Here is a 19741-nt window from a genome sequence, read left to right on the forward strand (position 1 = left end):
ATGCAGGACAAGTACTACGTGGGGGCGTACTGGGGCCCTCGCCAGGAGACCGCGCAGGAGTGTGCCCGGCGCGCGGAACTCTTCCTCCACATGCTGGCGCGGTGTGATCCGTCCTTCACCCAGTGGTACCGGGCGGGCCGAGGCGTCCCTCGAGAGCTGCCGGGCCATCCTGTCCGCGCGGACATCACGGAGTTGGAGAAGCTCCTGCTCCAGGGCAGGATCCGCGCGGGCAAGAAGGTCATGGAGGACATGGGCTTCCGCCAGATGATGTGGAACGCGAAGAAGGAGGCCACCGAAATCCACCTTGCTTGCGGTAGCTACTGCGCCCCCTCGGGAAGACCCAACTCGTGCCTGCTCTACCCGACCCGGGAGAGCCCCCTCCGGGAGCGGCTACTGCGCGCTCCCGTGCTCGCCGAAGTGCTCACCAGCATGGCCACCGCGTGGGACCCGGACTTCGCCATGGTCAGCTCGACCGAGATGGTCCGCCTCGTCCAGAAGCGAAAATGGGAGGTGCGCGTGGGCTGGTTGACCTACCTGTCGCGCCGGCTGGGCAGGCTGCCGCCCCTTCCCGCGCCTGTGCGCATCGAGCCGGTGGGGGCGCTGGGCTGGCTCCTCCACCTCTCTCCCGAGCCCATGAGTGCGAGCAACCCGGAGCATGTGGCTTTCACCAACCGCGTGCGCGAGCTGCTCGACCGGGCGGGCCTCATCCAGCTTCCGGAGCCCGAGCCCGCCGACGAGTGAAACGAGCGGGAGGCTCCCCCAGGGCCATAGGAAAGGCTCACCGCACCCTCAGCCACCGAAGCTACGGGCCGTGAGGTCAGTCGAGGAAGCGTCTCCACCAACGGCGCAGCTCCCCCTCATCGCGCTCATGGCCCTGACGACGGAGAAAGCCCCACGGGAAGGGCTCCAGCCATGGATCCAGTGCCCTCGCCAGTTCGCGGTACGCGGGAAGAGGCTGACCATGCGCCAGGTCTCCCGCTTCAGGCTCTGGCCCCAGGGACACCAGAACACGCTCACCGTCCAACTCTCGCACGGTGGTGGTGGGCGACTGGAGCTTCGCGCGAAGGCCAGCGGTGCCGCCCAGCTCACCAAGCACGGGCGGACCGATGAAGTTCATCCAGTGCACACCGTCCACCCGAGCACCCAGGTTGTCGCGAACACCGGCCTCACGAATATCGAAACCAGGGTGACGGAAGATCAGCGAGCGCAGGGCGTCGAGCCGCTCCAGACAGGAAAACGCGATGTCGAGCGCGAGCCCCACGTGCCCGGAGGCGAAGGGAAGCCGCGAAGCCATGTCGACGGCGAGTTCGCGCACGAGATCCGCCCCCCGCTCCTCGAGGTACTCCGTTGGAAGGGTCGCGCGGAGGACACTGACAGAGCCAGGCGGTGTCTCACGCCATGGAAGGCGAGCGTGGTAGGTGAAGGAAAAACCACTGTCCTGCTCGCCGTAGATGCCGAAGTAGGGCTCCGCCTCCGCCTTCTCTGGATGGAAGGCCGCGTCCTCATCGTAGTCGTCGAAATACCTGCGCTCTTTCGGGTTCAGGGTGTCCCGGATGAGTTCCCAGCCCCTATCGCCGAGCCTGGACGGCTCCCAGTAGCCGCAGGTGTATTCGAACAACGCGCTCGGATGGCCCTCCACGACACGCAGGTAGCTGTCGAGGGCATGAGACACTCCGGCTGCGATGTCGAAGTGGTCGTGGGGCACGAAGAAGACGATGCGCACGAGATCCCGCACGACGAGTCGATCCCATGAGTGCTCGACAACACCTGACCCTGAGGCCGACGAGGTGTACGGGATGGATCCAGGAATTCGGACTCGTGGGTAGCTCATCGACTCTCTCTTCTACGAACCACGCCAAGTATTGCCGCCGACCAAAATGATCAAATACAGCACCTCTCTGGCGCGGTGTGATCCGTCCTTCACCCAGTGGTACCGGGCGGGCCGAGGCGTCCCCCGAGAGCTGCCGGGCCATCCTGTCCGCATGGACATCACGGAGTTGGAGAAGCTCCTGCTCCAGGGCAGGCGAGCTTCCGGAACCCGCGCCCGCCAGCAAGGGACACGCTCGGGAGAACCCCCCCGAGCCGTGGAACAGGCTCACCGCACCCGCAGGCGCAGCAACTGGACGGGCCGCACGGTGCGCGACACGCCCCCGTTGAACAGGGGCACCCGGTCCATCTGCGGCACCGGCAGCCACAGCCACCCGTCCGCGGCGAGGAAGGGCGCGTCCACCCAGTGCAGCCGGGGATCCGCGACCAGCGTCTCGATGCGTCCGTCCGCCGTGCGCTTCTTGATCGCGTCCTCGGCGAGGTCGCTGAAGTACAGGTTGCCATGCGCGTCCAGCGTCGTGCCTCCCGTGGGCGGCAGGTCGGCCCAGGGCTCCACGTGGGACAGCACGGCCTCGGGCGAGAGGCTCGCATCATCCAGCCAACGCGTCTCGATGCGCGACCACGGCCCATGCAGGGACGCGAAGTACAGCCACCGTCCATCCGCGCTCAGCTCCAGCGGATCCGCGTGCACCCGGAGCGGCGCGCCATCCGGCCCATCGAGCACCTTGCCCTCCAGCACGATGGGCCTGTCCGCGGGCGCCGTGACGGGCGCGGTGTTGTCCAGCACCCGCCGCGCCGCGCCCGTGTCCAGGTCGAGCACGATGAGCCCTGGACGGCCCGCGTCCGTCAGGTAGCCCCGGTTGCCCTTCAGGCGGATGTCATCGACATAGCTCGTGGGCGTCGCGATGTCGGAGCCCAGCGGGTACACCCGCGCCACCTGGCCGTTCTTCAAGTTGATGCGCACCACCTTCGCCCCACCCGGCAGGGGCGACCCGCCGAAGTCGGGCGAGCCCGTGTCGATGACCCACAGCGAGTCCTCCGGTCCCTTGTGGATGGCGTTGATGTTCACGAAGGCCTGGCTCGCGTCCTGCCCGGGCTGCCACGCGTTCCAGCGCTCATCCGGGTAGGCGTGGGGCTGGCCCCGCGCGTCCAGCACCCCGAGCGCCGGCCCCGTGGAACCCGTCCAGCGCGGACCCGCGACGAACACCTGGCCCTCGTCGGACAGGGCCACGCCGTTCCAGATCATCCCGTCGCTCTCGGCGGCGACGACGAGCGAAGGGGTCGTCGCGGAGGAGACAGCGGGCAGGGCACATGCACTCAGCAACAGGCTCGAGACGAGCGGAAAGGTTCTCACGGGAGAAGGCTCCTTGAAGGGACGGCACAAGCACCGTCGCGAGCGGGAAAGTGTTCGAAGCGCCCCCGTTCCGAAATCGACAGTTCTGAATTCGCGGTATGCGTTCGCGCATGCCATCGAAGCAGGTGCAGGACGTAGGCGCTCTTCAGTGGGACGACCTCAAGGTGTTTCTCGCCATCGCGAGGGCGGGCTCCCTGGTGGGCGCGGCGAAAGCCATCGGCCAGACGCAACCCACGATGGGACGCCGGCTCCAGGCGCTGGAGAAGGCCGTGGGCTGCAAGCTGCTGCGGCGCACCGCCGACGGCTTCGTCCCGACCGACGAGGGCACGGCGGTGCTCGCCCACGCCGAGCGCATGGAGGAGGAGGCCGTGGCCTTCGCGCGGCGCCTCGCGGGGCGGGACAGCGAGCTGGAGGGGACGATGCGCGTCTCCAGCTCGGAGTGGTTCGCCAGCCACGTCCTGGCCCCCATCTTCGCCCGCCTCCAGCTCCAGCATCCCCGGCTGGAGGTGGAGCTCATCACGGAGACGCGGCTGTTGAACCTCGACCGGCGCGAGGCCGACCTCGTCTTCCGCTTCCGCCGCTTCGAGGAAGCGCACGTCGTGCAGAAGCGGCTCACGCACATCACCTACGAGGCCTATGCCTCGCGCGACTACCTGGAGCGGCGGGGGCGCCCCCATCCGTCCACGGGCGGCGCGGGCCATGGGCTCATCACCATGGACCAGGCGTTCAACCACCTGGCGGACGTGGGCTGGCTCACGGGGCGGCTGCCCCAGGCGCGCATCTCGGGGCGCAGCAACAGCCGCGACGTGCAGGCGAGGATGTGCGCCGCGGGAGGGGGCATCGCGGTGCTGCCCCGCCAGCTCGGAGATTCCCTGCCGGGCCTCGAGAGGGTGGACCTCGGCGAGCCGCCTCCCGGCCGGGACATCTGGGTGGGCTATCACCGGGACTTCCAGCACCAGCCCCGGCTGCGCACCCTGCTCAACGCCACCGAGGCCGCCTTCGCGTCAGGCACCAGGAAGGGCTGACGCTAGGGTGTCCCCACACGGGCGCCCGCGCACGGGTCCGCGAGGGTGGGGAAGACCCCACCGCTCACCACCAGGGCGTAGACCGCGTCCACCGCCTCGGTTTCCGGGTGGGCATCCTGGACGATCTCGTCGCCCAGCACCTCCACCCTCCAGGTTCCAGGCGTGGGGTTCTGGATGAAGACGTTCTCCACCGTGTCCACGGTGTTGGACGTGCCTCCAGGCGTGGAGAAGTTGCTCGCGGTGAGGCCATGGTTGCCCCAGTACACCTCTCCGGCCGGAGAGGTCACCCGCAGCGACAGATCGTTGACGCGCGCCTGGGCCGCGCCCACGGTCCCCATGGGATCCGTGTAGACCATTGTCACGTTCAGCTCCGTTTCGCCCGGGGCGACACGGGCGTCGTACGTCCTGACCCCCATGGGGAAGAGGGCATCCGTCTCGTCGATGATGCTCGTCCGGGGAGCGCGCTTGAGGAGACGCTCGAGGTTCGCCGTCCCCCAGCCTTGCTTGTTGCGGTCCAGGTCCGAGTTGGAGCCGCCCGCCAGCCAGTTGTAGCGCCAGGCGTTGTTGATCATCAGCGCCTTGGCGGTGGCCATTCGAGGCCGGCTCGCGAAGACATCCGCCTTGCGGCCGTGGCCGGTCCACACGCCCTCGTGCCACATCTGGAAGAGAAGGCCAAAGTGCCCGGCGGTCTGGGGCGTGGCCGAACTGGTCCCAGCGAACTCGGTGTAGAGGGTGTCCCCCTCCCCCGAGGCCGCCCTGACGAGGTCATAGTAATAGGCCAGGTCTGGCTTGATGCGCCCATCCTCCGCCGGGCCGATGCTGGCGGCACTCACGCCGAACGAACCAGCGCTCCACGAATCATCCTCGCGAGCAAGCGTGTTGCGATGGTACATGCCGCCCACCGAGACGATGTTCTTCGCCCACGCCTGCGGACGCGAATACCGGAGGCCGGTGTTGCTCTGCGACTGGATGCTGAGGATGGGGTGCGTGAAGAGGTAGTCGTCCACCTCGGCGGAGACGGTGGTGTACGAGGTCGTCTGCACGCTGCCCACGCTGGAGGTCTGGAAGACGGCGCGGTAGGGCCCCTTCGGGTCCGTCAGCTCCTGGTTGAGGGTGTAGCGGGACCGGGTGCCTCCGAACTGGGTCGACTCACTGTAGAGGAAGAAGATTCCCTGTCCGCTCGGCAGCAGGCCCCGCGCCGCGGGGTCCACGCCACGGGCGAAGTTGTGGCTGTAGCTACTGGTGCCATGCATTGTCGTGCTCGAGGTCTCCGTGCTGTGAATCAGCGGGGGGAGCGCCCATTCCTGATGGGAGGTGAGCAGCTCGGTGTCGAAGACTTCTCCGCGCACGCCCTGCCCGGTCCAGTTCTTGAGTCTCTCGAGATAGTTGGCGCCCCCTGTCTGGCGAACGATGTCCATGTCCACCTCGCCAGGGCCGCCCCACCGGTCAATGAACTGCACCTCATTGGAGCGCACGACCTGGAAGAGCTGCTCCCGGGTCAGGGTGGCCTCCAGACGCAGTCCTCCGGGCTCCACCAGGTCCACCTGCCCCCCCAGCTCGAGGATCAGCTCACTCAACCGGGACTGCCGCGCGGGCCCGCGCTCGCCGAGCATGATGGAATAGCGCTGCCTGTCTGGCAGGGACGGCGCCACACCCAACAGGCCGTCCCTCAACGAGGGCTCCAGCCGATACTCGGGATGGTAGTCGCCCATCCACCGCACATAGGGCAGCCGGGAGACACGCGAGCGAACCTCCGCGTCCATCTCCACCAGATAGGTGTGATCGGACAGGAAGCGCAGCACCCTGCCCCCCAACTCCTCGATGGCTTGACGGAACTCAGGCAGCGGCGTCGCGAGGAACTGGACGAGGTGCAACCGATTGTCCCCATCGGCGGACAGCAGGCGCGTCTGGTTCGGAGCGGAGTCAACCAGTGGGTCGAATTGCCTGTCCTGGAGGCGAATCTGGTAGGTGGTGGAGCGGACACGTCCGACGGGAGTCAGTCCCTGCTTGCTGTACGCATAGAAGGACTCGGGACGCCGCGCCGCTCGCTCCTCCTGCCACGTGTAGAGCTGAAGCGAGGAGCTGGGAAGGTCCACCGTGCGCAACCCCTGGATGGGATGTTCGGTGCGATGAATGGTCAGCCCCGCTCCCGTCACCAGTGCGTACCGGCCTCGGGCGTCCGGGGCCAGGTCCCCCTTGTTGTAAGCGTTCTGGGATTCCGCCCTGGAGACTTCGACGACGCGTGCGGGCCCTGGCAGGGCCGCGGTGGACAGAGCACGGGTCAGACGCGCGGCGGACACCAACTCCATCCCGGCGAGGGCCACCCCAGGCTGTGTCAGGAAGAGACCGCAGAGGGCTGCAACCCATGGACGCCAGGGACTCAATGGCCACGTGTATTTGATTCGCATGCCGAGGTGCCTCGTCGAAGAGCGAAGGGACGCGCTCTAACTATAGCACCTGGGCCGCTGCTTGTTGTTGCGGTGATTGTGTTTCCAGAACTCCAGATTCCAATATTCCAATGATGAGGGAAGGCCGCCGATGCGGAAACCGCATTATCACTGAATCCAGATTCCGATATTTCAATGATGAGGGAAGGCCGCCGATGCAGAAACCTCCTCATCACTGGCTCGCGCTGCCTCTCGCCCTCCGCTTCTGGGGCCGCGGTCTGGCGGGCAAGGCTGTTTCAAATGGCAATACAACGGACCGTGGAGCAGCCGCGGAAATCAACTGCCATCCATGTCGACTAGCGGCCCGCGCCCCCGCGCTCCACGAGCGTGGAGCCCCCGCCAGGCCCTCACTCCTCCTGGAGGAAGGAGACGGTGAGGGGCGTCGTCATGCCGGGCTTCACCTCCACCCGCCGCGTCACCGTCTTCGCCAGGGTGGGACTGGTGAGCGTCACGGTATAGGTGCCCACGGGCAGCTCCAGCGCCTTGTCCAGGGGTGTCATTCCGCTCGGCTGTCCATCCACGGAGACGACGGCATGGACGGCATGGGGGTGCGCGTGCACATCCAGGCGGCCCAGGGCGGGGAAGGGACGTCTGGATTTGACGGAGCGCGCGGTGCGCTCACGGGCGGGCGGAGGCGGAGCGGGCTCCGCGAGGGCCGCCGCTTCCTCCACTCCCGGGGCCAGCTCCCGAGGCACCTGCTCCAGCGCTCGCGGGAAGGGCTCGGCGGAAGGAGTCACGGAGGAGACCCCGGCGAACGCCACGGTCGAGGACTCGACGTGCTCCCCGGCCGTGCTCCGCTTCCACTGCATCCCGCCCCCGCCCGCCACGAGCAACAGGCCTCCGACGAGCACCTGCCGCGTCCACGACCAGACCTCGAGCGGCGGGCGGGTGCGCGCGAGCGTCTCCGCCAGGGCGGACATGGGAGGGTCCACGGGGAGGGCCGTGAGCGATCCCGGCTCGGCCCACCCACCTGGGAGGGGGCGCCACTCGGGAGTCGAGTCCTGGACGCGCGCCGCCGCGACCTCCCGGGGTGGGGCGATGGGCGCGAGCCGCGCGGGGCGGGGCGCGACGGCCCGGGAGAGCCGCTGCGCGGGCAGGCCCGTGCCCGAGGTGGCCCGGTGGATGAGCTGGGCCACCTGCTGCGCCGTCACGGCCCTGCCCTCCGCGAGGATGAAGTCCTCCAGCTCCGCCTGGAGCGCATGACAATCCGGGTAGCGCTGGTGGCGCTCCCGGGCGAGCGCCCGATCGAGGATGCGTTGGAGGGCCTCGGGCACCTCCGGGCTCGTCGGCGCCGCGTCCAACGCCACGCTGGAGGGCTTGTGGAACGTGAGCAGCTCATGGAGCACCACCCCGAGCGCATACACATCCACGCGCCGGTCCAGGTGCCGGGCGCGCAGTTGCTCGGGCGCCATGTACGCGCGCCTTCCCGGACCGAGGCCGCCGCGGGTCCGATGGCTCCGGCCGGACGCCCGGGCGATGCCGAAGTCCACCACCTTCACCGTGCCCTGAAGCGACAGCAGGAGGTGATCCGGGCTCACGTCCCGGTGGATGAGGCCCAGGGGCTCGCCCGTGTCCGGATCCACGAAGTCATGGGCGAAGGCCAGCGCCTCACAGGCCTGGGAGATGAGCCGGGCACACACCACGGGAGGCAGGGACAGGCGCCGGGCCGAGGCGCGCCGCAGGAGCGTGCGCAGACTCGGCCCATCGACGTACTCCATGGCCACGAAGGAGGAGCCCTCGGCCTCGCCGAAGTCGAAGATCTGCACGATGTTCGGGTGGGTGAGCCGGGCGGCCAGGCGGGCCTCGGAGAGGAACAGCTCCACGAAGGAGGGCTCCCGGACCAGGTGCGGCAGGAGGCACTTCACCACCAACGTCTTCTCGAAGCCCCCGGGCCCGGCGGCCTTGGCGAGGAACACCTCGGCGGTGTCTCCCGTGGCGAGCTTGCGGATGAGCTGATACTTGCCGACCTGCCGTGTCACCAACCCGCTGCCTCCTCGCCCCCAGCTCCCGCACGGGGAGGGCTCGAATGAACCCGGTAGAGAAGGACGCTCATCACGGTCCTATTCCGCCTCGGAGGGAGGGCCTGCGGTGGTCCGTCAGCGCGCCCGGAGAGCTTCCGGCCTGGCGATCGCTCGCGCGGCGGTGGCCCGGCTCAGCGTCATCGCGCTCGAGAAGCCGGCGGTGTAGGGCGCTCCCGCGTAGACGACGCTCGCGGTGCCCACGTAGTTCAGGGTGATGACCTCGTCCACGAGCGTCGCGGTGCCGCTCGTCACGACCAGGGACGCCGCCAGCACCGTGCCGTCCGGGAGCGTCACGTTCTCCGTGCAGGACGTGTTCGGCACGAGCGTGGCCACCGCGTCCTCGACCTCGGCGGGCAGCGCGCACCCGCCTTCACTCGTGAGGACGAGGTCGGAGGTGTCGCCCTCGGTGACGCGCACGGTGTCCGAGCGCGGCTGGGTGTTGCTCTGCCCGGCGAAGGAGAAGGTCACCTCACCCGTCCCGGTATAGGTGCCCAGGAACGGCTCGAGGTCCCGCGCGCAGCCTGGACCCAGGGCGAGTGCCCCCACGAGGAAGATGGAGCGAAGGTTCATGTCCGCGCTTCCTAGCGTGGGGCCGAGCGCGCGCGAACCCGGCCCTCCAGGCGAGGCGGGGCCGCGCGTGCCGCAGCCAACAGAGCGCGGCCCGGGCCCGGGGCTGGACTGGGGATTCGCCGACAGCTCCGTGCGCTCAGGGCTCGCGCTCGGACTCCTCGATGAGCGCGCGCATCAGCTCCGCCGCGGGCAGACCCCGCGACAGCGCGGCGGCTTGTCCCGCCCACAGCGCGATGAAACGGGAGTCTCCTCGCGCCGCCGAGGCCGCGCGCAGCGGCACCGTGGCCGCGTGCTGGAGGGGGAAGGGCAGGATGTCCGGCGAATCGCCCAGGGCCTCGATGAAGTCATTGGCGAGCCCCCGGGCCGGACGGCCGGTGAAGGCGCGCGTCACCACGGTCGCGTCGTCCTTCGCCTCCCGGAGCGCGGCCTTGTAGGCGGGAGCGATGCCCGACTCCGGGCAGGTGAGGAACGCCGTGCCCAGTTGCACGCCCGCCGCCCCGAGCACCCGCGCGGCGCGGATGCCCCGCCCATCCATGAGTCCTCCGCTCGCGATCACCGGCAGCCCCACGGCATCGGCCACTTGCGGCACCAGCGCCATCGTGCCCACCAGCGCCTTCTCCACGGGCCCCGCGAACGTGCCCCGGTGTCCCCCGGCCTCGCTGCCCTGAGCGATGATGGCGTCCACGCCCGCGGCCTCCAGCAGCTTCGCCTCCCGCACGGTGGTGGCCGTCCCGGCGAGCACCATGCCCCTCGCCTTCAGCCGCGCGAGCACTCCCGCGGGCGGCACCCCGAAGGTGAAGCTGAAGACGCGCGCGCCGCTCTCCGCGACGGCGTCCACCTGCTCCTCGAAGGGGGGCAAGGGGTAGGTAGGCGGCTGGGGCGGGGCGAGCCCGAGTTGGGCATGGTAGCCCGCGAGCACCGCCAGCATCCGGTCCGGAGCGGCCTCGGCGGGCGGCGGCAGGGGCGCGAAAAGGTTGATGGCGAAGGGGCGGTCGGTGAGCTCGCGCACCCGCCGCGAGTGCTTCACGATGTCCTCGGGCTTGAGGTAGGCGACCGCCGACGAGCCCAGCCCGCCCGCGTTCGACGCGGCGGCGACCAGCTCCGGGGTGGTGGCGCCCCCCGACATGGGGGCCTGGATGATGGGGTGCTCGACACCCAGCAACGCGGCGAGCCGACTCCAAGGGGTGGACCGGGTCATGCTTCCTCCTGGGGAACTCCGACTCTACAATGTGCCGGGAAGCCCATCCGCGGTAGCGAATCGTTCAGATGCGAGTCATCGCCCGAAGCGATGGCTCCCCCGAGCCCTCCGCGCCGCGCTCCCTCGCGAGGTGCCGACATGGACGCAGCCGAACTCAAGGTCTTCGAGGCCGTGGCCCGCACGGGGGGAATCGGCCGGGCGGCGCAGGAGCTGCACACGGTGCAGTCCAACGTCACCGCGCGCATCCGCCGGTTGGAGGAGGAGCTGGGCGTGCCGCTGTTCGACCGGCACAGCCGCGGCGTGAAGCTCACCAGCGCGGGGGAGCGGCTGCTGCCCTACGCCACCCAGGCCGAGCGGCTCATGGCCGAGGCCCGCCAGGTCGTGGCGGACGGCCCCGAGCCGCATGGCACGTTGAGCCTGGGCTCGCTGGAGACGACCGCCGCCCGGCGCCTCACGCCCATCCTCGTCGCGTACACCCGGGAGTGCCCCCAGGTGGATGTCTCGCTGCGCACCGGCACCACCCAGGGGCTCATCTCGGACGTGCTGGAGCACCGGCTGGAAGGCGCCTTCGTGGCGGGGCCGGTGCGCCACCGCGAGCTCATCGAGGAGCCCATGATCACCGAGGAGCTGGTGCTCGTGACGGCGCCCGGCGTGCGCCTCGAGGATCTCCCGAGCCTGAGCGGAGGCCCCAAGGTGCTCGTCTTCCGCACCGGCTGCGCCTACCGCCAGCACCTGGAGCACTTCCTGGCCTCGCGCGGGCTCAAGGCGCTGCGCACGTTCGAGTTCGGCACGCTGGATGGCATCCTCGGCTGCGTGAGCGCGGGCATGGGCCTCACGCTGCTGCCGCGCGCCGTGGTGGAGGCGGCCTGGCACGCGGGCTCGGTCGCCGTGCATGCCCTGCCCGCCTCGCGCTCGCGCGTCACCACCGTCTTCATCCGCCGGCGCGAGGGCTTCACCTCCCGGGCCCTCCTGCGCTTCATCGACTGTGCCCAGCGCATCCACGAGGGCCGCTGAGGCCCTCAGCCCTCTTCGTCGAAACTCTTCCTCAACGGCACCGGCAGCTTGAGCGACAGGACGAGTCCGATGTCGCTTCCATAACCGGGTTTGTCACCGGGCGCGGTCGCCACCGGAATCCCGATGCGCAGGCCGACCGACAGCAAGCCCAGGCTGAGGAAGGGTTGCAGATGCAGGCTCGTCGTCGCCGCGCCCTCGGCTCCGGCGCGATCATGGGCCACGCCCAGCTCGGCGCCCAAGAAGAGGGTGGTGGCCTGCACACCGGCGCACAGGCGGTGATGCTCGCCGTTGATGGACTGCCATTGGCCGAAGATCCCCACCCCCGCGATGGGCTCCGCCTTGAAGAAGGCATGCAGGCTGAGTTCCGCGCCGAGCCCTATCGCCGCTCCCCCGGGGCGCCCCGTCCCGCTGAAGAGGAACCCCCCGCTGAGGTAGATATCCCCGGGCTGGGGGAATGAGGCCGGGATCAGCCAGGGCGAGAACGCCAGCGCCTCGAACGAGGCGCACAGCCCCGCCACCCACATCCAGCCACGGCACGCCTTCCACGAAGCTCGCATGGTGCCCCTCGTCTCCAGGGCGCTCACGCTACCCCAGGAACCCACGCGCGCCCGGCGTCAGATGGTCAGGCCGATCGAGAGGTACGGGCCCGGGAGGACGTCCTGGTGCACGACACCATCCACCAGGCCGGCATCGTTCAACACCAGCATCCGCATGCCGGCCCGGAAGGCGAACAGCTTGTAGCCGAAGTACACGACCACCCCGCCCGCCGCGTCGAGCTGACGGTAGGGCACGGGGGTCAGGTGCACCCGCCCCTCCAGGGCGAAGAAGTCCGACAGGTAGTACTCGGCCGAGACGCCCACGCTCGGGCCCACGAAGGTGATGTCGGGCGCCTGGGCCATGGACAACCCACCCTCCAGCCGCAACCGGCCGCTGTCCCCCTTGAGCACCGCCCACGACAGGTGCCCCGACAGCAGGCCGAGCGAGTCCGTGTCACCACTGCCATCATCCGCCCGCAGGCTCAGTGCGCCCGCGCGCAGCATCAGACCGAGCCGCTCCCCCTCGAAGCCCAGGTGCAGCGCCATCCCGGCACCCTTCCGGAGGATCAAGGCATCGAGCCCGAACAGGAAGTTCTTGTAGCGGTGCGACAGGTACTCGTCCATCGCCGCGGTCACGGAGGCGGGCGGCGCGGGCTCCACGTAGTGATAGGCGGGCGGCTCGACGTAATAGGTGGGGGCCGGCTCGACGTACACGACGGGAGGCGGCGGCGTGTAATAGCGCGGCCTGGGCTCGTAGCGGGGCCGCCCGCGCGGACGGTCGTCGCGCCCGGAGTCGGAGCCATGCGAGGGCGAAGGAGAAGGCGCGGGAGCGTTCACCGGAGAGGCGTCGTGCGTCCTCGAGTCCGAGTCGCGCGAGTCCCGCGTGTCGCGAGAGTCGTCCTGGGACTCCGTCGTCGACGAGCGCTTGCCGAAGCGGGCCTCCGCCTGGGGAGCGGCGAGCAGCATTCCGGTGAGCACGGCGGCGGACAGGAACGGGAGGCGGCGAATCATGGTTTCCTCGGGGCGGCGAACGGCCTGTGTCCCCTGACTCGCCTGGCTGCCTTTTATTCAACGCGACCCCCCCGATGTTAAAGCAGCCCTCATGAACTGGTACGACGCGGTGGTGGTGGGCGCGGGCTTCGGCGGGCTGGCCACGGCGCTCGAGCTCACCCAACGGGGCGCCCGCGTCGCGCTCTGCGAGACCCTCAACTACCCGGGCGGCTGCGCCAGCACCTTCCACCGGGACGGCTACGCCTTCGAGGCCGGCGCCACCCTCTTCTCTGGGCTCGGCGAGCAGCAGCTCTTCGGCCGCTGGGTGCGCCAGCTCGGGCTGGACGTGACGGTGGACTGGATGGATCCCCTCGTGGAGCTGCGCACCCCGGGCATGCGCCTGGACGTGTTCCGCGACCGCGAGCGCCTGCTCGCGCGGTTGTGCGCCTTCCCGGACGCTCCCTCCCGCGCGCTGCGCGACTTCTTCACCCTGCAACGCCACGTGGCCGATGCCCTGTGGCCCCTCTTCGATGACCCCACCCTGCTGCCCCCGCTCGACGTGCGCGCCCTGCTGCACCATGCCTCGCGGGCCCTGAGGTACACGCCCCTGTTGCGCTGGATGGGACGGCCGCTCGGCGCCGTGCTGGAGCACCACGGCCTGCTGCGCTTCACGCCCCTGCGCACCTACGTGGACGCGCTCTGTCAGATCACCGTGCAGTGCCCCGCCACCGAGGCCGAGGCGCCCTTCGCGCTCGCGGCCATGGACTACTACTGGCGCGGCACCGGACACGTGCGCGGTGGCATCGGCCAGCTCGCCCGAGCGCTCGCGGGGGCCGTCTCCTCCGGGGGTGGCGAGGTGCTGTACGCCAACCGGGTGAAGGCGCTCGAGCCCGTGCCGGGAGGCTGGCGGGTGTCGACGCGCCGGGGCGAGCTACTCGCGCGCCACGTGGTGGCCAACGTGCTGCCCCAGGGGCTGATGCGCCTGCTCGGACGTCCTGCCGAGCAGCTCCCCTCGCGGCTGCGGGAGCTCGCCGGGCGCGTGGCCGGGGGCTGGGGCGCGGTGATGCTGTACCTCGTGGTGCGAGCCCCCGAGGCCGCCCCTCCGGACCCCCACCACCTGGAGCTGGTACGGGACGAACAGGCTCCGTTCATCGAGGGCAACCACCTCTTCGCCTCGCTCAGTGGCGAGGCCGACACGGGCCGCGCGCCCGAGGGCCACCGCACCCTCACGGTGTCCACGCACGTCGCGCTGCGCTCGCTGGCGGATCGGCCCGCCGGGGAACAGGCCCACCTCGTGGCCTCCATCCAGGAGCGGATGCGGCGGGGGCTCGGGGAGCTGGCGCCCGAGTGGATGGAGCACGTGCGTCACGAGCTGCCAGCCTCGCCGCGCACCTTCGAGCGCTTCACCCAACGCGAGGGCGGTGCCGTGGGCGGAGTGCCACGCCGCGCCGGACTGCACCACTACCGCACGCTCGGCCCCAAGCCGGTGATGGACGGGCTGTGGCTCGTGGGGGACTCGGTGTTCCCGGGGCAGAGCACGCTGGCCACGGCGCTCGGCGGCGTGCGCACCGCCGCGTGCATCTCGCGCGGCCACTGAACCGTAACGGTTTTGGGGAAACAGGGCCTGTTTCTAACGATTTCTACAAAGAGCTAAGCCAAATTCGAGCCGAAGGCCTCTCTCTAACGATTTCTCGCTCCGCTTCAGAGGCCCCCGCTAACCCGGGCCCTGGCACCCGCCGGGCGTCGCGCCCCGCTCCTCGAGCAGTCTCGCCACCTTGCGCCCCTCGCGATCCTCGCGCCCCCGCGCCACGTCCAACGGTCGCACGCACTCCCGCGTCTCCGCGTCCAGTGGCGCTCCATGCCCCACGAGGTACTCCACCAGCCGCGCTCCCGCCCCCGCCGCCGCGCGATGCAACAGCGTCCTCCCCTCGCCATCCGCGAGCCGCACGTCCAACCGCCCCTGCTCCAACAAGAGCGTGGCCAACTCCTCGTCATCCTGGCTCACCGCGAGCCGCAGCAGCCACTCGAGGTTCTCCCGCGAGAGCGTGCTCCACTTGCGCATTGCCCAGTCATGCAGGAGCGTGGACGTCCCCGCCTCCGCCCCCGCGGCGAGCGCCGTGGACAGCCGCTCGAACGCGATGTCCGGTGGCACGCGCCCCTCATGCAGCAGCCGCCGGGCCTCCTCCCCCTGTCCCCGGCCCAGCAACACCGCCAGCGCCTCACCCGAGGGATCCGTCGCCCCCATCGCCAGGAACAGCTCCACCATCCAGGGCCCGCCCTCGCTCAACGCCAGGGTGAGCGCCGTGGGCCCCTCCCCGCTCTCCACGCGGACGCTTGCCCCTTGGGACAACAGCCGCGCCGCCAACGTCCAGGCGTGGGTCCGCAGCGCCAACACCAGGGCCTCGTCCAGCGGCGGCCCCTCCAGCTCGCGCTCCCTCAAGCCCTGCTCGAGCAGCTCCCGCGCCAGCCCGTCCAGCTTCATGTCCACGGCCAGCCGCACCGGGGCGAACGGCTCTCCCACCGACGCCAGGGGCTTCACCCCGAGCGACAGCAGCATCCGCGCCGCCGGGGCGTTGCCCGCTCGAATCGCATGCGCGAGCACGTCCAGCCCCTCGCCATCCACCGCGTGCGGGTTGGCACCCCGCCGCACCAGCACCTCGAGCGTCCGGGGATCCGCGCACCGCGTGAGCTGCACGAGCACGGGCCCGGTCCGCTCCGCCACCTCCCCGGTGGACAGCCCGGACAGCGCGGACTCCAGCAGCGCGGGCGTGCCACAGAAGCGCCGGGCGAGCTGCTCCACCACCTCCACCCGCTGCGCCACCGTCCACGCCGGCTGCCGCAGCAGCTCCCCCAGGGCGTGGAGCGTGTTGGCGCCCAGCGCCTCCAGGGGCTCGCCGGCCCGCGGGCGTCCCTCGAGGAACCCGAGCACCGGGGCCACCCGCGCCGTGGCGCCACGCGACAGGAAGAACCGGGCCACGTCGAAGTGCCCCCGGGAGACGGCCACGGTGAAGGGCGGATCCGGCTCCACCCGCGGCTCGGCGGGCTCCCCGAGCGGCGGTGGCGGCTCCAGGATGGCGCCGTGCTCGAAGAGCCAGGCCGCCACCTCCACGCTGCCCGCCGTCCCCAACAGCGGCGCGCCCGTGACGTCCTCACCCAGCAGGTTCGCCCCCGTCTCCACATAGCGCCGCACGAGCGCGAGCTGCCCTCCCCGTACCGCCAGCGGGAAGTAGTCCAGATCCTCCTGGAGCTGCTTCCACACCTCGGGCCGCTGACGCTCCAGGTGCTCGAGGAACGTCCGCTCGCCCAGCGCCAGCGCCAGGCCCACGAGCGACACCGCCCGGGGGTGCTCCGGCGTCGCTCCCACGAGCCTCCGGGGATCCTTCTCCGCCGACAACGTCAACGGCTCCGCGCCCCGGTCCACCGCGAGCATCGCCACCGCGGGCCGCCCCGCGACGAGGGCGATGCGCGCGCTCTCCTGCAGCAACGCCCGCGCCTCGCCCGGCGGGCTCCGGTCGATCAGCAGCGCCACCGTGTCCCGAGCCCCCGCCTCGGCCGCCTTCCACAGCAGGGCCTGCCGCCAGCCCTGGGCGAGCGGCTCCAGGTTCTCGAACAACCAGCGCACCACCTCGGTACGGCCCTCCGCGGCCGCCGCCAGCGCCAACTCGGAGGGAAAATCCTCCCCGGTGGGCTTCCAGTGACCCAGCAGGGCGAGCGCCTCCCGCTCCTCGCCCCGCGCGAGCACGTGCCGCAGCGCCTTCGGCCAGCACGCGGCGCTCGAGGGGGGCGCCCCCGCCCGCTCCAGCAGCAACAAGGCCGCCTCCGGATGGGGCTCGCACAGGACGAAGTCGAGCGCGGGCACACCCGGCCGCGCGGGCTCCAGCGCGGAGGCCCTCGCCTCCAGGAGCCGGCGCAGCGTGGGCACGTCTCCGCGCCGCGCCGCGTAGCCCAGCGGAGTGATGCCCGTCCTGTCCTTCGCGCTCACCGCGAGCCCGAGCGACAGCAGCTTCTCCACCGCCGCGACGTTGCCCGCCGCCGCGGCGTAATGCAGCGCCGAGCGGCCCGCCGCGTCCGCCGGCCGCGCGTTCAGCTCCCGCCGGGAGAGGGCCTCGAGCCCCTCTCCCCTCAAGACGCGCCACGCGAGCGCCGTGGGAGCGAGCAGCTCCGCCGCGGCGTCCACGCTCGCGCCCGCCTCCAGCAACGCCGGCAGCGCCTCGAGCCGTCCCTCCCTCAGCGCGGCGCGCAGCTCGCCATTCTTCCGGGCCCGGGCGATGAGCCCCTCCCGCTCCGGCGAGGCCACTCCCCCCGGCTCGCCCCGTCCCCACACCGCGCCGCGCTCGATGAACAACGCGGCCACGCCGAGGTGGCCCTCCTCGAGCGCCATCCGCAGCGGGGTGCCGCCCCGGGACGGCCCGCGCGCCGGTTCCTCCGCCTCCAGCACCGCCCCCCGCTCCAGCAACCACGCCGCGCTCTTCTCCGCGCCCCCGAGCGCCGCCCAGTGCAGCAGCGTGCGGGCCTCACGCTGGCCGAGCAGGGACTTGAAGTCCGACGGGTTGCGCGCCGCCAGAGCCTCGAGCTCGGGGAGATCCTCCGTCAGGAGGGCGCGCACGTAGGGGGTATGGTCGAACGCCCCCTCCCACTGGGAGAAGGACACCCCTTCGCGCCGCAGGCGGACCTCCTCCGCGCGCTGCCCCGTCTCCGCGGCCCACCGCAAGAGGAAGCGCGCGTGCGCCCGTGTCAGGGCCTCCTTCATGGGCTCGGAGGTGGTGCGCGCGATGAAGCGCTCGCGCACGAGCAGCGCGCCCGAGGACACGAGCGCGTCGACCGTGGCGGCATGCCCTCCGCGCGCCGCGAGCGAGAGCGCGCAGTGGCCCGCCGCGCCCTCGGTGTTCACCTCCGCGCCCTGGCTGATCAACTCCCGCACCATCTCCACGCGGCCCTTCTGGGCGGCCAGCATGAGCGCGGTGCGGCTCATCGGCGTGCGGGCCTCCAGATCCACCCCCGCCTTGACGAGCGCGGTGGCCATCCGGGGCTCGGCGGAGAGGGCGGCGTAGTGCAAGAGCCCCAGGCCCCGGTCATCCACCGCGTCCCTCAGCCCCGGATCCTCCTTGAGCACCGCCGCGAGCCGCTTGCGATCATTGGTGAGCACCGCCAGGTGGGCGGGGCTGATGCGCAGCGCGGCCCACACCTCGGGAGTGGTGCCGGAAACCAGCTCCTCGAGCGCCGCCCGGTCCCCCTTCTCGGCGGCACGCTCCAGGAGGAAATGCAGGTGGGCCGCGCGCAACGACCGGAGGATCTCCGGGGGCAGCGGGGAGGACAGCAGGGCCGGATCCTCCAGCGGCACCCCCGCGCGCACGAGCACCTGGACGCTCTCGGCGTCCCCCAACTGGGCGGCCCTCACGAGCAGCCGCTCCGGCAACACGTCGAAGTCCTCGAGATCCGGCGCCAGCTCCAGCAGCTCGGCCACCAGGCGCGGGCGGCGCAGCTCCAGGGCCTCGTGCAGGGCGGTGCGGCCCTGGGCATCCCGGCTCGTGGGCCGCGCGCCGTGCCGCACCAGCACGCGGATGACCGCGGCGGCGGCCCGGGCATCCTCGATGGTCATCGCCTGGGACAGCAGCGCGCGCCCATCCAGATCCGCCTCGCCCCGCGCGACTCCGGCGCTCAGCAGGGCCTCCACGGACTCGGCCTGCCCCGCCTGCACCGCGCGCAGCAACCACTGATCCCCCCGCGTGGCCAGCTTCTCCTGGACCTCCGGGGACGCGAGCGCCTGGGCGAGCCTCGCCTCGTCCCCATTGTCGATCTCCCGCTCCACCGGGCTGCGGCACCCGACGAGGGACAGGGACAGGGGAAGCACGAGCCGCCAGACGCGCGAGCCAGGATGCATGGAGCTCAACATAGCGCGAGGCATGGCACGCCACCCGTCCGCGCGGAGGGCAAAAGTGCACCACTGCTCGAATGGGCAGCGGCGGCCAGCGGGCCCGCCGCGCTCAGCGCACCGGGACGCGCCCTGTGGGCAGGGTGAGGCTCACGGTGGACGCGGCGCGCGCGTCGTCCAGGGGAATGCGCACCCACTCGGAGAGGGCGTGGTTGCCCACGTCGTCATAGACCTCGGCGCGCACCTCCAGGGGGCCGTCCGGGAGCGACGCCGTGGACACGTCACAGGTGTAGGGGGGCTCGTGCGCGTCGCACAGGTAGCGCTCCTCGGTGAGGAACTGCACCCAGGCGCCTCCCCGCGCGTGCTCGACGGTGGCCGAGAGCGACAGCGTCGCCGACAGCGGGGAGCCCACCCCGGACGAGGACACGCTCACCGCGAGCGGCTCGCCCACGGTCACCTTCACCGGCGCCGAGGTGCTCGTGCGTCCCGAGGTGTCATACGCCCGGGCCGTCAGCGTGTGCGCGCCCCGGGCGATGTCCCGGGTGTTCCAGGTGAGCGAATAGACCCCCCCGGGCAGCGAGCCGATGATCCGCGTGTCATCGAGCAGCACGTCCACCCGGGCGATGCGGCGCTCGTCGCGGGCGGGGACGAACACATGCACGTTCCCCCCGAGCACCGCCCCGTCCTCCGGCCAGATGATGCTCACCTCGGCGGGGTGCTCGGCGCCCGGAGCGGACACCGCCCGGCGCATGCCCCCCGCGCCAAGGAGTCCCAGTCCGAGGACTCCCAGGCAGGACACACCAGCGGCACACCACGACAGGCGGCGGATCATTCGGGGTTTCATCTCGCGTCTCTGGAAGGAGAGGTCAGCGGCGGCAAGACGAAAC

14 protein-coding genes are annotated in these 19741 nt (G+C 71.1%); 4 read left to right on the forward strand and 10 right to left on the reverse strand.

Features of this window, described 5'->3' with window-relative positions; all coding sequences use genetic code 11:
• Entirely contained in the window at positions 1-741 is a 741-nt protein-coding gene (locus tag F0U63_RS48355; RefSeq protein ID WP_395842225.1) for an Imm52 family immunity protein, read from the forward strand.
• A gap of 76 nt (positions 742-817) precedes the next feature.
• Here F0U63_RS48355 and F0U63_RS48360 read toward each other — a convergent pair whose 3' ends face one another.
• Entirely contained in the window at positions 818-1735 is a 918-nt protein-coding gene (locus tag F0U63_RS48360) for a type VI immunity family protein (protein WP_395842227.1), read from the reverse strand.
• A gap of 360 nt (positions 1736-2095) precedes the next feature.
• Positions 2096-3181 (reverse strand): L-dopachrome tautomerase-related protein, encoded by a 1086-nt coding sequence (locus F0U63_RS48365; RefSeq protein WP_395842230.1) that lies wholly within the window; start codon positions 3179-3181, stop codon positions 2096-2098.
• A 110-nt stretch (positions 3182-3291) separates the two neighbouring features.
• On the opposite strand from F0U63_RS48365, the gene F0U63_RS48370 reads away from it, so the two are divergent.
• On the forward strand, positions 3292-4206 hold the full coding sequence (locus tag F0U63_RS48370) for a LysR substrate-binding domain-containing protein (protein ID WP_395842232.1): 915 nt from the start codon (positions 3292-3294) through the stop codon (positions 4204-4206).
• A gap of 2 nt (positions 4207-4208) precedes the next feature.
• Here F0U63_RS48370 and F0U63_RS48375 read toward each other — a convergent pair whose 3' ends face one another.
• From F0U63_RS48375 to F0U63_RS48390, 4 genes are all read right to left on the reverse strand, one after another.
• Entirely contained in the window at positions 4209-6515 is a 2307-nt protein-coding gene (locus F0U63_RS48375) for a S8 family serine peptidase (protein WP_395842234.1), read from the reverse strand.
• 485 nt (positions 6516-7000) lie between these two features.
• Entirely contained in the window at positions 7001-8632 is a 1632-nt protein-coding gene (locus F0U63_RS48380) for a protein kinase (protein ID WP_395842236.1), read from the reverse strand.
• Positions 8633-8749: 117 nt separating this feature from the next.
• Positions 8750-9244 carry a hypothetical protein gene (locus F0U63_RS48385; protein WP_395842238.1) on the reverse strand — a complete coding sequence of 165 codons (495 nt, stop codon included), beginning with the start codon at positions 9242-9244 and terminating at the stop codon, positions 8750-8752.
• Positions 9245-9380: 136 nt separating this feature from the next.
• Positions 9381-10442, reverse strand: coding sequence for an NAD(P)H-dependent flavin oxidoreductase (locus F0U63_RS48390; RefSeq protein WP_395842240.1), 1062 nt, complete (start codon positions 10440-10442; stop codon positions 9381-9383).
• A 138-nt stretch (positions 10443-10580) separates the two neighbouring features.
• Here F0U63_RS48390 and F0U63_RS48395 point away from each other — a divergent pair, with 138 nt between their 5' ends.
• Positions 10581-11456: a LysR substrate-binding domain-containing protein gene (locus tag F0U63_RS48395; RefSeq protein ID WP_395842242.1), complete on the forward strand. Its 876-nt coding sequence runs from the start codon at positions 10581-10583 to the stop codon at positions 11454-11456.
• Positions 11457-11461: 5 nt separating this feature from the next.
• Here the strand turns inward: F0U63_RS48395 and F0U63_RS48400 are convergent, their stop codons facing one another.
• Positions 11462-12013, reverse strand: coding sequence for a hypothetical protein (locus F0U63_RS48400; RefSeq protein ID WP_395842244.1), 552 nt, complete (start codon positions 12011-12013; stop codon positions 11462-11464).
• Between the two features lie 57 nt (positions 12014-12070).
• Positions 12071-13003: a hypothetical protein gene (locus tag F0U63_RS48405; protein WP_395842246.1), complete on the reverse strand. Its 933-nt coding sequence runs from the start codon at positions 13001-13003 to the stop codon at positions 12071-12073.
• Positions 13004-13094: 91 nt separating this feature from the next.
• Between F0U63_RS48405 and F0U63_RS48410 the strand changes: the two genes are divergently transcribed.
• Positions 13095-14579, forward strand: coding sequence for a phytoene desaturase family protein (locus F0U63_RS48410; protein ID WP_395842248.1), 1485 nt, complete (start codon positions 13095-13097; stop codon positions 14577-14579).
• Between the two features lie 117 nt (positions 14580-14696).
• Here F0U63_RS48410 and F0U63_RS48415 read toward each other — a convergent pair whose 3' ends face one another.
• Both F0U63_RS48415 and F0U63_RS48420 read right to left on the reverse strand, forming a co-directional pair.
• Positions 14697-18863: an ankyrin repeat domain-containing protein gene (locus tag F0U63_RS48415; protein ID WP_395842250.1), complete on the reverse strand. Its 4167-nt coding sequence runs from the start codon at positions 18861-18863 to the stop codon at positions 14697-14699.
• A gap of 103 nt (positions 18864-18966) precedes the next feature.
• A complete protein-coding gene (locus F0U63_RS48420; RefSeq protein WP_395842252.1) occupies positions 18967-19698 on the reverse strand; it encodes an Ig-like domain-containing protein in 732 nt (243 codons plus the stop codon).
• Positions 19699-19741 lie beyond the last annotated feature (43 nt).

It is taken from the genome of Cystobacter fuscus, assembly GCF_044360685.1.
GTDB lineage: Bacteria > Myxococcota > Myxococcia > Myxococcales > Myxococcaceae > Cystobacter > Cystobacter fuscus_C.

Bases quoted from the DNA above. Each gene is read 5' to 3' on its own strand.
- F0U63_RS48355 (WP_395842225.1), top strand. From the start codon at position 1: ATGCAGGACAAGTACTACGTGGGGGCGTACTGGGGCCCTCGCCAGGAG.
- F0U63_RS48370 (WP_395842232.1), top strand. From the start codon at position 3,292: ATGCCATCGAAGCAGGTGCAGGACGTAGGCGCTCTTCAGTGGGACGAC.
- F0U63_RS48375 (WP_395842234.1), bottom strand. From the start codon at position 6,515: ATGGAGTTGGTGTCCGCCGCGCGTCTGACCCGTGCTCTGTCCACCGCG.
- F0U63_RS48385 (WP_395842238.1), bottom strand. From the start codon at position 9,244: ATGAACCTTCGCTCCATCTTCCTCGTGGGGGCACTCGCCCTGGGTCCA.
- F0U63_RS48390 (WP_395842240.1), bottom strand. From the start codon at position 10,442: ATGACCCGGTCCACCCCTTGGAGTCGGCTCGCCGCGTTGCTGGGTGTC.
- F0U63_RS48395 (WP_395842242.1), top strand. From the start codon at position 10,581: ATGGACGCAGCCGAACTCAAGGTCTTCGAGGCCGTGGCCCGCACGGGG.
- F0U63_RS48400 (WP_395842244.1), bottom strand. From the start codon at position 12,013: ATGCGAGCTTCGTGGAAGGCGTGCCGTGGCTGGATGTGGGTGGCGGGG.
- F0U63_RS48405 (WP_395842246.1), bottom strand. From the start codon at position 13,003: ATGATTCGCCGCCTCCCGTTCCTGTCCGCCGCCGTGCTCACCGGAATG.
- F0U63_RS48410 (WP_395842248.1), top strand. From the start codon at position 13,095: ATGAACTGGTACGACGCGGTGGTGGTGGGCGCGGGCTTCGGCGGGCTG.
- F0U63_RS48415 (WP_395842250.1), bottom strand. From the start codon at position 18,863: ATGCATCCTGGCTCGCGCGTCTGGCGGCTCGTGCTTCCCCTGTCCCTG.
- F0U63_RS48420 (WP_395842252.1), bottom strand. From the start codon at position 19,698: ATGAAACCCCGAATGATCCGCCGCCTGTCGTGGTGTGCCGCTGGTGTG.